This window comes from Escherichia sp. XD33 (assembly GCF_019375075.1).
Taxonomy (GTDB): domain Bacteria; phylum Pseudomonadota; class Gammaproteobacteria; order Enterobacterales; family Enterobacteriaceae; genus Enterobacter; species Enterobacter flexneri_A.
Genome location: NZ_JAENDM010000051.1, coordinates 17,005 through 29,936 on the forward strand (window position 1 = coordinate 17,005; position 12,932 = coordinate 29,936).

Genomic DNA, 12,932 nt, shown 5'->3' on the forward strand with positions numbered 1-12,932 from the left:
GCTGGTGTTTTAAGGGGTAGTAATCACCACTGCGACGCGGCGGTTCTCGGCGCGGCCCTGGGCGGTCTTGTTACTGGCTATGGGATATTTTTTTCCTAAACCCTGTGTGGTGAGATTGCTGCGTGGAATTTGTCCACCCATAGCCCATGCATCGGCCACGACATTCGCCCGTTTCAATGATAAGCCTTCGTTGTAACTGTCTTCACCATAGTTATCGGTGTGTCCATCCATACGGGCATGTGTTAGCCCTGTCGAGGCCAATTTAGCTGCCATGGTTTGGATCTGTTGCTGGCTTTCCGGGAGCAATTTGTAGTCATTTTTTGCGAACAGAATGGCATCTGATAAGCCCAGCGACCAGTCGCCGGCGGATTCAGTAAATCCATAAGATTGCATAGCGGCGACTTGCTCAGGAGTAAACTTTCCCTGAGGGGACTGGCAGCCAGTCAGTATTAGTGAGGTGAAAACCAGGGGTGCTACCAGGTGCTTTATCATATCGATATATCCTTGTTATCTCACCAGCTTTTCGGCACGCTGGTGTTTGGCCTGATACATATTGTGATCGGCAAGCTCTTGTAATTTTTCCGCAGAGGCGTGCTCAATGGTCATCGCGTAACCAATGCTTAATGTCATGGTGGTCTGATGGCCATTATGAAGATCAAACGGGAGATTAAAGATTTGTGTCAGTGCTGAACATATCTGCTGCACTTCAGATTCCGACTGTACATCATAGAGCACCATAGCGAATTCATCGCCGCCCAGGCGGTATGCTTTATGTCGCAGCCCGCCAAATTCAGCTAACCGTTTTGCGATTTCAATCAAGACTCTATCGCCCGTCGCATGACCCCAGGTATCATTGATGTATTTGAAATTATCGCCATCAAGAAATAGTAACGCCGACGTTTTTCGGGCATCGGAATTGTTCATCAACGTGTTGATGCCGCTACGAAACGCTGCGCGGTTAGCCAGCCCGGTTAATGGGTCATGTAGCGCGGTACGTAGAAGCTGCGCATTTTTAGCCTGTAAACGAAGCTGCCACTCTTCCATTTCATCCAGCAGACTGTTGAAGTCGAGAGCGAAGCGGTGAAACTCAGCGATACGTTCTTCCGAAACTCGTCGGGAAAAATTGCGGTTGGAACGCACATCATGTACGACATCGGTGATATTTTTCAGCGCTTCTACCAGGCCATTGTGCAAATGGCGGGTGAGGGTAATTGCGATGCCTGATGCCAGCAGAATACAACCGGTCAGTACGGCGAGCGAAAACCAGATAAAATGGCTGATTGAACTGTCGCGAGCGGTTAAGCGTACTTCGCCAATGGTTTCACCATTGTGACGAATCGGCTGAATGATGGGGGCAGGGAAGAGCCAGTGGCTTATGAAATTACTGAAAGTATCGCCTGGATCCTTACGGGTGTAATGCCAGGATGCCAGAATATTTTGCTGCTTATCACGTACTTCTGCAGTTGAAAATTGCCCTTGCTAGCCCAGCGCTGCCAGTGTTTCAGTTGCTGCAGGGCCATCGGCAAAAACGACAGCTGCTTCCAGACTGTAAGTCATTGTTGCTGCTGTCAGTGCCAGGTTTTTTTGCGCGTACTGTTTCAGGGTCAGCACCGAGGTCACGGAAAGCAGCAACCAGATCAGCATCATAGTGATAAATATGCTGGTCATACTGATGTTGCGTAATGCTCTTTTAAACGTGGGGCGCTTATTAAGAGAATTATCGTTATCCATCATTTTTCTTCCGTGCGAGCATTAAGACATCCGGGTTGACCTTTACACCGCTACGCGATAAGGCATCCAGGTTTACGGCAAATCTGACGTCATTATTGTGGATGATCAGACAAAAGGCGCTACCAATAATGCACTCGGTATTTTGTTCGGCAATTAATAATAACGCCTTTGACGGATATTGTTCGGTTAATTCCATCTGGAATGTCGGTGACTCATTGCCAAAATAAAAACCATTGCAGCCTGAAATCATCGCCTCTTGTTGAGTGTGAATGATGACAGGCAGATAAGGCAAAGATGTCGCGGCATTCTCTTGTAGGGCGGTACTAAAACGTGAAGATGAAAAGATACATAACTTTGGTGGCCCTGATAGCGCAGGCCAGCGGGTGTAACTGACAATACCGGAAACCATCATACGCACGTTTTTCGCAACGTCAGAAGGCTCCTGAGCGAGTATTGGTGCTCCCGTCAGCAGGAGAATCAGAAGTAAGAACAGTCGGTGAGAAAAACGCATTCAGGGATCCCCACCATCTTCGCTCGAAATGCATCGATATTTTTTCAGAATGCTCATTAAAATATCATTTTTTCATGCGACCGTCATCAATGTGAGAAATAAAACACAATGAGTAAAATCTTATGTTTAATTTATTTGTGGGGTTTTAATTAATTTAATCGTATTGTGCTGGCATTTTCATCAGCCCCTTTTTGCCATACTTCATGCAGTTGGCTGGCATTTTCAACATTGTTGCAGCTGGCAGGAAAGCTTTTACCGGAAAGTCCTCGGGCATAAGTAAAATCGGTCTGGCAAGTTTTCTTTTGTCCTTCGGCATATCCTTTAAGGTATAGACCGCGATCCGCCTGTGAATCGCTAAATGCATCGTCATCTTTTATGGCGCTGCCCGATATCGCATCTTCCATACCGACATCATACCAGTCGGTGCTGGTCAAGGTTGGCGCGTGAGTATAAGGATCAATCTGACATCCGCTAACCAGTAAAGCCAACAAGGGGGCGATAAACTTTTTCATCATTTCTTTCTCCTTTTTCAAAGCATAGCGGATTGTTTTCAAAGGGAGTGTAAATTTATCTATACAGAGGTAAGGGTTGAAAGCGCGACTAAATTGCCTGTGTAAATAAAAATGTACGAAATATGGATTGAAAACTTTACTTTATGTGTTATCGTTACGTCATCCTCGCTGAGGATCAACTATCGCAAACGAGCATAAACAGGATCGCCATCATGCAAAAAGACGCGCTGAATAACGTACATATTACCGACGAACAGGTTTTAATGACTCCGGAACAACTGAAGGCCGCTTTTCCATTGAGCCTGCAACAAGAAGCCCAGATTGCTGACTCGCGTAAAAGCATTTCAGATATTATCGCCGGGCGCGATCCTCGTCTGCTGGTAGTATGTGGTCCTTGTTCCATTCATGATCCGGAAACTGCTCTGGAATATGCTCGTCGATTTAAAGCCCTTGCCGCAGAGGTCAGCGATAGCCTCTATCTGGTAATGCGCGTCTATTTTGAAAAACCCCGTACCACTGTCGGCTGGAAAGGGTTAATTAACGATCCCCATATGGATGGCTCTTTTGATGTAGAAGCCGGGCTGCAGATCGCGCGTAAATTGCTGCTTGAGCTGGTGAATATGGGACTGCCACTGGCGACGGAAGCGTTAGATCCGAATAGCCCGCAATACCTGGGCGATCTGTTTAGCTGGTCAGCAATTGGTGCTCGTACAACGGAATCGCAAACTCACCGTGAAATGGCTTCCGGGCTTTCCATGCCGGTTGGTTTTAAAAACGGCACCGACGGCAGTCTGGCAACAGCAATTAACGCTATGCGCGCCGCCGCCCAGCCGCACCGTTTTGTTGGCATTAACCAGGCAGGGCAGGTTGCGTTGCTACAAACTCAGGGGAATCCGGACGGCCATGTGATCCTGCGCGGTGGTAAAGCGCCGAACTATAGCCCTGCGGATGTTGCGCAATGTGAAAAAGAGATGGAACAGGCGGGACTGCGCCCGTCTCTGATGGTAGATTGCAGCCACGGTAATTCCAATAAAGATTATCGCCGTCAGCCTGCGGTGGCAGAATCCGTGGTTGCTCAAATCAAAGATGGCAATCGCTCAATTATTGGTCTGATGATCGAAAGTAATATCCACGAGGGCAATCAGTCTTCCGAGCAACCGCGCAGTGAAATGAAATACGGTGTATCCGTAACCGATGCCTGCATTAGCTGGGAAATGACCGATGCCTTGCTGCGTGAAATTCATCAGGATCTGAACGGGCAGCTGACGGCTCGCGTGGCTTAAGAGGTTTATTATGGTTGCTGAATTGACCGCATTACGCGATCAAATTGATGAAGTCGATAAAGCGCTGCTGAATTTATTAGCGAAGCGTCTGGAACTGGTTGCTGAAGTGGGCGAGGTGAAAAGCCGCTTTGGACTGCCTATTTATGTTCCGGAGCGCGAGGCATCTATGTTGGCCTCGCGTCGTGCAGAGGCGGAAGCTCTGGGTGTACCGCCAGATCTGATTGAGGATGTTTTGCGTCGGGTGATGCGTGAATCTTACTCCAGTGAAAACGACAAAGGATTTAAAACACTTTGTCCGTCACTGCGTCCGGTGGTTATCGTCGGCGGTGGCGGTCAGATGGGACGCCTGTTCGAGAAGATGCTGACCCTCTCGGGTTATCAGGTGCGGATTCTGGAGCAACATGACTGGGATCGAGCGGCTGATATTGTTGCCGATGCCGGAATGGTGATTGTTAGTGTGCCAATCCACGTTACTGAGCAAGTTATTGGCAAATTACCGCCTTTACCGAAAGATTGTATTCTGGTCGATCTGGCATCAGTGAAAAATGGGCCATTACAGGCCATGCTGGTGGCGCATGATGGTCCGGTGCTGGGGCTACACCCGATGTTCGGTCCGGACAGCGGTAGCCTGGCAAAGCAAGTTGTGGTCTGGTGTGATGGACGTAAACCGGAAGCATACCAATGGTTTCTGGAGCAAATTCAGGTCTGGGGCGCTCGGCTGCATCGTATTAGCGCCGTCGAGCACGATCAGAATATGGCGTTTATTCAGGCACTGCGCCACTTTGCTACTTTTGCTTACGGGCTGCACCTGGCAGAAGAAAATGTTCAGCTTGAGCAACTTCTGGCGCTCTCTTCGCCGATTTACCGCCTTGAGCTGGCGATGGTCGGGCGACTGTTTGCTCAGGATCCGCAGCTTTATGCCGACATCATTATGTCGTCAGAGCGTAATCTGGCGTTAATCAAACGTTACTATAAGCGTTTCGGCGAGGCGATTGAGTTGCTGGAGCAGGGCGATAAGCAGGCGTTTATTGACAGTTTCCGCAAGGTGGAGCACTGGTTCGGCGATTACGCACAGCGTTTTCAGAGTGAAAGCCGCGTGTTATTGCGTCAGGCGAATGACAATCGCCAGTAATAATCCAGTGCCGGATGATTCACATCATCCGGCACCTTTTCATCAGGTTGGATCAACAGGCACTACGTTCTCACTTGGGTAACAGCCCAATACCTTCATTGAACGGGTGATTTCCCCTAACTCTTTCAATGCTTTTTGCATTTCCGCTGATTCAAGATTGGCCTGAATATCCAGATAGAACATCTCTTCCCATGGATTACCGTGAATCGGGCGTGATTCCAGACGGGTCATAATCAGATTGTGGTTGCGCAGTACCAGCAACGCTTCAACCAGCGCACCGGCTTGTTGCCCGGTCGCCATTAACAACGTGGTTTTCGCCGGAACCTGATCAGACACGTTAATGGCTTTACGCGCCAACACCACAAATCGGGTGAAGTTTTGTCGCTGATTTGCTTCAATACGCTCCAGTACCTGCAAACCGTACAAAGTGCCGCCAGCTTCGCTTCCCAACGCAGCAACATGCGGTGATTTTGCCTGTGCAACCTTTTCCATTGCCGCAGACGTACTTTCGGTATATTCAATCTTCCAGTGCGGATAACGATTAAGGAATTTGCTGCATTGCTGGAATGGCTGCGGATGGCTGTAGACCGTATTGATGGTGGATAAATCAGTAGTGCCGGAGACCAACAAACAATGGTCGATAGTTAACGTCATCTCGCCAACAATCGACAAGCTGGTATGTTGCAGCAGATCGTAAACGTCGTTTATGGCACCGGAGCTGGTATTTTCAATCGGTACGACGGCATAGTCGGCCTGGCCGGTTTCCACCTGATTAAAAATATCGGCAAATTTGGCGCAGCCACTTTCAATGAATTGCTCAAAGTGACGGGCAGCATACTGGCGCGCCGCAAGATGGGAATAAGAACCTTTGGGGCCGAGAAAAGCAATGCGTGCTGAGTGCGGATTAATTTTATTGAGATGTTGTTGGAGCAAAGCCTGCTGAGTTAATACGGAATCTTCAATGATGAGCTGGAACAGGCGAGTAATGTAATGGGCGTCCAGATGGTGCGCTTTACCGAGCGTAATTAATCTTTCCAGCAAATCGCGTTCACGATCAATATCACGTACCGGGCGATGCGAGAGCAGTTTGGCTTTTCCCACCTCGACGGCCAGTTCGCGCCGTTCTGCCAGTAACGCTAATAATTTTTCATCCAGCGCGCTGATTTTCTCTCGCAGCGCCAGTAACGGGTTTTCCGATGTCATAGTGTTGCCTTTTTGTTATCAATAAAAAAGGCCCCCCGATTTGGGAGGCCTTATTGTTCGTCTTCGCATTCTGTTTCACACGACGAAACGCCTCCCATTCAGGGGAAGGTAAAAAAGAATGCGAAGAAAAACGGTATGTGTTTCATGTTTGTTTCCTTAAGTGACTTTAGTACAGTACCCGTACTGTTTTCACGCTGTCAACAAAAAACGCGCCCGAAGGCGCGTTGGCGATACACTCAATATAAAGGACTACTCTTCTTCAACTTCTTCGACGAAGTTGGCGTCTTTCACCGATGTTGCGGCACGACGTGCTTCGCCTTTGTGCTGCAGTTTATTGAGCTGCCGTTCCAGCTTGTTGATCAATTCGTTAATTGCGGTGTACATATCTTCATGTTTACCACTGGCAACCAGAACGCCGTTAGGTGTATTGATTGTGGCGTCAGCAACAAACCCTTGTGGCTCTTTGGACAGAATGATATGTGGATTAATCAGATGTGTTTGCCATTTTTCCAGTTTGGCGAGACGGTCTGCGACATGTTGGCGGATGGCCGGAGTAATTTCCATTTGTTTGCTGGTAATGTTCATTGTCATAAATTTTACCTCTTGTCTTCCCGTCTTGGTGAATTCAGCATACCGTTCCTGATGTCAAAATGTGTGATGAAAATCTCATAATTTTGTCACTTTTTGTCAACGAATCTTTTTTGTGAGAAATCGCAGGAAGAGATGTTTTTTTACTTGAGGAATATCTCAAAGCGAGCCATATTTGATGAGATCGATAGCGACTAAATCGCTTCAGTTTCACAACTGACAGAATAAAAAAACGGCAGCTCAAGGGCTGCCGTTTTGTGTTTCAGGTTTCTGTTATGTATTGCTGCTGTTTGCGGCGATGATTTTCGCTACTTTTTCAGCTTGCGCATTCATCTGCATCTGACGGTATGCATTTTCCATCAGCGGCAGCGCATCACGCGTAGCCTGGGTATCCGGGTAGTCGCGCAACATGCCTTCTACGCGGTTAACGACGGCAACCCATGCGCCACGTTCTGTATAGTACTCGGCCACGGAGTATTCATATTTCGCCAGACGATCTTTCAGGAATACCAGACGTTTGGTGGCATCGGTGGTGTACTGACTGTTCGGATAGCCGCGCACCAGTTTGGAAAAGTCACTAAACGCAGCTCGTGCATGTTGAGGATCGCGATCGCTACGATCGACGCCAAAGAACCCTTGCAGCGCACTGTCATCCAGCGCCATATTGGTCAGGCCACGCATGTACATGACATAATCGATATTCGGATGGGTCGGGTTAAGGCGAATAAAACGATCGATGGCAGCCTGTGCTAACGGCAAATCGGCGTTTTTATAGTAGGCGTAGATGAGATCCAGCTGCACCTGCTGCGAATACGGACCAAACGGATAGCGATTATCTAACGCTTCCAGTTGCGTTATTGCCTGTCTCCAGTTACCGTCCTGCAGCTTTTGTTGTGCAGTCGCGTAAATTTCATTTGGCGGATTATCAGGTACTTCTTCCTTTGACCCCGAGCAACCCGCCAAAAACAGGCTTAGTGTGGCGGCTGCCACCAGATATTTCATGCGCGTCATGACGTTTTGACTTTCCTCAAAATGTAATACGGGAGATTCTCTGTTCCTGCTCCCGGTTAAGACCAGCTACAATAGCACACTATATTAAACGGCAAAGCCGTAAAACCCCAACGATAAACGAAGAAGCAGTATATATGGCACAACGAGTACAGCTCACTGCAACGGTGTCCGAAAACCAACTCGGTCAACGCTTAGATCAGGCTTTGGCCGAAATGTTCCCGGATTATTCACGTTCGCGAATAAAAGAATGGATCCTCGACCAGCGAGTGCTGGTTAACGGCAAAGTTTGTGATAAGCCGAAAGAAAAAGTATTGGGTGGCGAGCAGGTTGCCATCAACGCTGAGATTGAAGAAGAAGCGCGTTTTGAACCGCAGGATATCCCGCTGGATATCGTCTATGAAGATGAAGACATTATTATCATTAATAAACCGCGCGACCTGGTGGTACATCCTGGCGCGGGTAACCCGGATGGCACGGTACTGAATGCGTTGCTTCATTACTATCCACCCATTGCCGATGTACCGCGTGCGGGCATCGTCCATCGTCTGGATAAAGACACCACTGGCCTGATGGTTGTGGCAAAAACCGTTCCGGCTCAGACGCGTTTAGTCGAATCTTTGCAACGGCGTGAAATTACTCGTGAGTATGAAGCGGTGGCGATTGGTCATATGACCGCAGGTGGCACGGTGGACGAGCCAATCAGTCGCCACCCGACCAAACGTACCCATATGGCGGTGCATCCGATGGGCAAACCAGCGGTGACTCACTATCGCATCATGGAACACTTCCGTGTGCACACGCGTCTGCGGTTGCGTCTGGAAACTGGACGTACGCACCAGATCCGCGTGCATATGGCCCATATCACTCATCCGCTGGTGGGCGATCCGGTTTATGGTGGCCGTCCGCGTCCGCCAAAAGGTGCTTCGGAAGCATTTATCTCCACGCTGCGTAAGTTTGACCGCCAGGCGCTACATGCAACCATGCTGCGTCTTTATCACCCGATCTCCGGCATCGAAATGGAATGGCATGCGCCTATTCCACAAGATATGGTGGAGCTGATTGAGGTGATGCGCGCCGATTTCGAAGAACATAAGGATGAAGTGGACTGGTTATGAGTAAGCTGATTGTCCCGCAGTGGCCGCAGCCAAAAGGTGTTGCGGCCTGTAGCTCCACTCGTATCGGCGGCGTGAGCTTGCCCCCGTATGACTCACTCAACCTCGGTGCCCATTGTGGCGATAACCCGGATCACGTTGAGGAGAATCGCAAGCGACTTTTTGCTGCGGGCAATTTGCCTTCTAAACCGGTCTGGCTTGAGCAGGTACACGGCAAAGATGTGCTTAAGCTCACTGGCGAACCTTATGCCTCAAAACGGGCGGATGCCTCTTATAGCAATACGCCCGGCACGGTTTGCGCAGTGATGACTGCCGACTGCCTCCCTGTGCTGTTTTGCAATCGAGCGGGAACGGAAGTCGCCGCCGCTCATGCTGGCTGGCGTGGACTGTGCGCAGGCGTGCTGGAAGAGACGGTTTCCTGTTTTGCTGATAATCCGGAAAATATTCTCGCCTGGTTAGGGCCGGCAATTGGTCCACGCGCGTTCGAAGTGGGGGGGGAGGTTCGCGAGGCGTTTATGGCAGTAGACGCTAAAGCAAGTGCAGCTTTCATTCAGCATGGTGATAAGTATCTGGCGGATATTTATCAGCTTGCCCGGCAGCGTCTGGCGAACGTGGGTGTTGAGCAAATTTTCGGCGGCGACCGTTGTACATATACGGAAAATGAGACTTTCTTCTCTTATCGTCGCGACAAGACCACCGGTCGTATGGCAAGTTTCATTTGGCTGATATAACCTAAAGAATCAAGACGATCCGGTACGCGTGATTTTCTTTTCACATTAATCTGGTCAATAACCTTGAATAATTGAGGGATGACCTCATTTAATCTCCAGTAGCAACTTTGATCCGTTATGGGAGGAGTTATGCGTCTGGATCGTCTTACTAATAAATTCCAGCTTGCTCTTGCCGATGCCCAATCACTTGCACTCGGGCACGACAACCAATTTATCGAACCACTTCATTTAATGAGCGCCCTGCTGAATCAGGAAGGGGGTTCGGTTAGTCCTTTATTAACATCCGCTGGCATAAATGCTGGCCAGTTGCGCACAGATATCAATCAGGCATTAAATCGTTTACCGCAGGTTGAAGGTACTGGTGGTGATGTCCAGCCATCACAGGATCTGGTGCGCGTTCTTAATCTTTGCGACAAGCTGGCGCAAAAACGTGGTGATAACTTTATCTCGTCAGAACTGTTCGTTCTGGCGGCACTTGAGTCTCGCGGCACGCTGGCCGACATCCTGAAAGCAGCAGGGGCGACCACCGCCAACATTACTCAAGCGATTGAACAAATGCGTGGAGGTGAAAGCGTGAACGATCAAGGTGCTGAAGACCAACGTCAGGCTTTGAAAAAATATACCATCGACCTTACCGAACGAGCCGAACAGGGCAAACTCGATCCGGTGATTGGTCGTGATGAAGAAATTCGCCGTACCATTCAGGTGCTGCAACGTCGTACTAAAAATAACCCGGTACTGATTGGTGAACCCGGCGTCGGTAAAACTGCCATCGTTGAAGGTCTGGCGCAGCGTATTATCAACGGCGAAGTGCCGGAAGGGTTGAAAGGCCGCCGGGTACTGGCGCTGGATATGGGCGCGCTGGTGGCTGGGGCGAAATATCGCGGTGAGTTTGAAGAACGTTTAAAAGGCGTGCTTAACGATCTTGCCAAACAGGAAGGCAACGTCATCCTATTTATCGACGAATTACATACCATGGTCGGCGCGGGTAAAGCCGATGGCGCAATGGACGCCGGAAACATGCTGAAACCGGCGCTGGCGCGTGGTGAATTGCACTGCGTAGGTGCCACGACGCTTGACGAATATCGCCAGTACATTGAAAAAGATGCTGCGCTGGAACGTCGTTTCCAGAAAGTGTTTGTTGCCGAGCCTTCTGTTGAAGATACCATTGCGATTCTGCGTGGCCTGAAAGAACGTTACGAATTGCACCACCATGTGCAAATTACTGACCCGGCAATTGTTGCAGCGGCGACGTTGTCTCATCGCTACATTGCTGACCGTCAGCTGCCGGATAAAGCCATCGACCTGATCGATGAAGCAGCATCCAGCATTCGTATGCAGATTGACTCAAAACCAGAAGAACTCGACCGACTCGATCGTCGTATCATCCAGCTCAAACTGGAACAACAGGCGTTAATGAAAGAGTCTGATGAAGCCAGTAAAAAACGTCTGGATATGCTCAACGAAGAACTGAGCGACAAAGAACGTCAGTACTCCGAGTTAGAAGAAGAGTGGAAAGCAGAGAAGGCATCGCTTTCTGGTACGCAGACCATTAAAGCGGAACTGGAACAGGCGAAAATCGCTATTGAACAGGCTCGCCGTGTGGGGGACCTGGCGCGGATGTCTGAACTGCAATACGGCAAAATCCCGGAACTGGAAAAGCAACTGGAAGCCGCAACGCAGCTCGAAGGCAAAACTATGCGTCTGTTGCGTAATAAAGTGACCGACGCCGAAATTGCTGAAGTGCTGGCGCGTTGGACGGGGATTCCGGTTTCTCGCATGATGGAAAGCGAGCGCGAAAAACTGCTGCGTATGGAGCAAGAACTGCACCATCGCGTAATTGGTCAGAACGAAGCGGTTGATGCGGTATCTAACGCTATTCGTCGTAGCCGTGCGGGGCTGGCGGATCCAAATCGCCCGATTGGTTCATTCCTGTTCCTCGGCCCAACTGGTGTGGGGAAAACAGAGCTTTGTAAGGCGCTGGCGAACTTTATGTTTGATAGCGACGAGGCGATGGTCCGTATCGATATGTCCGAGTTTATGGAGAAACACTCGGTGTCTCGTTTGGTTGGTGCGCCTCCGGGATATGTCGGTTATGAAGAAGGTGGCTACCTGACCGAAGCGGTGCGTCGTCGTCCGTATTCCGTCATCCTGCTGGATGAAGTGGAAAAAGCGCATCCGGATGTCTTCAACATTCTGTTGCAGGTACTGGATGATGGGCGTCTGACTGACGGGCAAGGGAGAACGGTCGACTTCCGTAATACGGTCGTCATTATGACCTCTAACCTCGGTTCCGATCTGATTCAGGAACGCTTCGGTGAACTGGATTATGCGCACATGAAAGAGCTGGTGCTCGGTGTGGTAAGCCATAACTTCCGTCCGGAATTCATTAACCGTATCGATGAAGTGGTGGTCTTCCATCCGCTGGGTGAACAGCACATTGCCTCGATTGCGCAGATTCAGTTGAAACGTCTGTACAAACGTCTGGAAGAACGTGGTTATGAAATCCACATTTCTGACGAGGCGCTGAAACTGCTGAGCGAGAACGGTTACGATCCGGTCTATGGTGCACGTCCTCTGAAACGTGCAATTCAGCAGCAGATCGAAAACCCGCTGGCACAGCAAATACTGTCTGGTGAATTGGTTCCGGGTAAAGTGATTCGCCTGGAAGTTAATGAAGACCGGATTGTCGCCGTCCAGTAAATGATAAAACGAGCCCTTCGGGGCTCGTTTTTGTCTATAAGTTAGACGGAAAAGACTATATTTAAGATGTTTTGCCTGAAAAGTGAGCGAACGATAAAGTTTTTATATTTTTCGCTTGTCAGGCCGGAATAACTCCCTATAATACGCCACCACTGACACGGAACAACGGCAAACACGCCGCCGGGTCAGCGGGGTTCTCCTGAGAATCTCAATAGAGAAAAGCAAAGAAATGCTTGACTCTGTAGCGGGAAGGCGTATTATGCACACCCCGCGCCGCTGAGAAAAAGCGAAGCGGTACTGCTCTTTAACAATTTATCAGACAATCTGTGTGGGCACTCGAAGATACGGATTCTTAACGTCGCAAGACGAAAAATGAATACCAAGTCTCAAGAGTGAACACGTAATTCATTACGAA

At 49.4% G+C, this 12,932-nt stretch carries 12 protein-coding genes, 1 pseudogene and 1 other annotated feature; of the genes and pseudogenes, 5 read left to right on the forward strand and 8 right to left on the reverse strand.

Translation table 11 applies throughout. From position 1 onward, the window contains the following. Positions 1 to 9: 9 nt before the first annotated feature. From K0778_RS20795 to K0778_RS20810, 4 genes and pseudogenes are all read right to left on the reverse strand, one after another. Positions 10 to 492, reverse strand: a complete 483-nt coding sequence (locus K0778_RS20795) for an OmpA family protein (RefSeq protein WP_000589847.1) — start codon at positions 490 to 492, stop codon at positions 10 to 12. Positions 493 to 507: 15 nt separating this feature from the next. After that, a pseudogene (gene dgcN / locus K0778_RS20800) lies at positions 508 to 1,734 on the reverse strand (diguanylate cyclase DgcN). Further along, complete coding sequence (locus K0778_RS20805; RefSeq protein ID WP_001212391.1) at positions 1,724 to 2,242, reverse strand: YfiR family protein; 519 nt, start codon at positions 2,240 to 2,242, stop codon at positions 1,724 to 1,726. Before K0778_RS20805 ends, dgcN begins: the two are co-directional and overlap by 11 nt. Before the next feature lie 149 nt (positions 2,243 to 2,391). Then, positions 2,392 to 2,757, reverse strand: coding sequence for a DUF2799 domain-containing protein (locus K0778_RS20810; protein ID WP_000976004.1), 366 nt, complete (start codon positions 2,755 to 2,757; stop codon positions 2,392 to 2,394). 209 nt (positions 2,758 to 2,966) lie between these two features. On the opposite strand from K0778_RS20810, the gene aroF reads away from it, so the two are divergent. Both aroF and tyrA read left to right on the forward strand, forming a co-directional pair. After that, positions 2,967 to 4,037 carry a 3-deoxy-7-phosphoheptulonate synthase AroF gene (gene aroF, locus K0778_RS20815; protein ID WP_001168037.1) on the forward strand — a complete coding sequence of 357 codons (1,071 nt, stop codon included), beginning with the start codon at positions 2,967 to 2,969 and terminating at the stop codon, positions 4,035 to 4,037. A gap of 10 nt (positions 4,038 to 4,047) precedes the next feature. Next, positions 4,048 to 5,169, forward strand: coding sequence for a bifunctional chorismate mutase/prephenate dehydrogenase (tyrA, locus tag K0778_RS20820; RefSeq protein ID WP_000225229.1), 1,122 nt, complete (start codon positions 4,048 to 4,050; stop codon positions 5,167 to 5,169). A gap of 42 nt (positions 5,170 to 5,211) precedes the next feature. Here the strand turns inward: tyrA and pheA are convergent, their stop codons facing one another. From pheA to bamD, 4 genes are all read right to left on the reverse strand, one after another. After that, the gene (gene pheA / locus K0778_RS20825) at positions 5,212 to 6,372 is read right to left on the reverse strand and encodes a bifunctional chorismate mutase/prephenate dehydratase (protein WP_000200120.1); all 1,161 of its coding nucleotides are present in this window, start codon (positions 6,370 to 6,372) and stop codon (positions 5,212 to 5,214) included. Positions 6,373 to 6,393: 21 nt separating this feature from the next. Beyond that, positions 6,394 to 6,519 (reverse strand) — a sequence feature (Phe leader region). Beyond that, a complete protein-coding gene (gene pheL / locus K0778_RS20830) occupies positions 6,471 to 6,518 on the reverse strand; it encodes a phe operon leader peptide (protein ID WP_010723158.1) in 48 nt (15 codons plus the stop codon). Its footprint overlaps the feature before it by 48 nt. A 102-nt stretch (positions 6,520 to 6,621) precedes the next feature. Further along, positions 6,622 to 6,963 carry a ribosome-associated translation inhibitor RaiA gene (gene raiA, locus K0778_RS20835; RefSeq protein ID WP_000178456.1) on the reverse strand — a complete coding sequence of 114 codons (342 nt, stop codon included), beginning with the start codon at positions 6,961 to 6,963 and terminating at the stop codon, positions 6,622 to 6,624. A 270-nt stretch (positions 6,964 to 7,233) separates the two neighbouring features. Then, positions 7,234 to 7,971, reverse strand: a complete 738-nt coding sequence (gene bamD / locus K0778_RS20840) for an outer membrane protein assembly factor BamD (protein WP_000197686.1) — start codon at positions 7,969 to 7,971, stop codon at positions 7,234 to 7,236. Positions 7,972 to 8,105: 134 nt separating this feature from the next. Between bamD and rluD the strand changes: the two genes are divergently transcribed. The 3 genes from rluD to clpB all read left to right on the forward strand — a co-directional run bounded on the left by rluD (position 8,106) and on the right by clpB (position 12,517). After that, on the forward strand, positions 8,106 to 9,086 hold the full coding sequence (rluD, locus tag K0778_RS20845; protein ID WP_000079100.1) for a 23S rRNA pseudouridine(1911/1915/1917) synthase RluD: 981 nt from the start codon (positions 8,106 to 8,108) through the stop codon (positions 9,084 to 9,086). Continuing rightward, on the forward strand, positions 9,083 to 9,814 hold the full coding sequence (gene yfiH, locus K0778_RS20850; protein ID WP_000040169.1) for a purine nucleoside phosphorylase YfiH: 732 nt from the start codon (positions 9,083 to 9,085) through the stop codon (positions 9,812 to 9,814). The genes rluD and yfiH overlap by 4 nt, the downstream gene beginning before the upstream one ends. Positions 9,815 to 9,943: 129 nt before the next feature. Then, positions 9,944 to 12,517 (forward strand): ATP-dependent chaperone ClpB, encoded by a 2,574-nt coding sequence (gene clpB, locus K0778_RS20855; RefSeq protein ID WP_001235102.1) that lies wholly within the window; start codon positions 9,944 to 9,946, stop codon positions 12,515 to 12,517. The last annotated feature ends 415 nt before the right edge of the window (positions 12,518 to 12,932 follow it).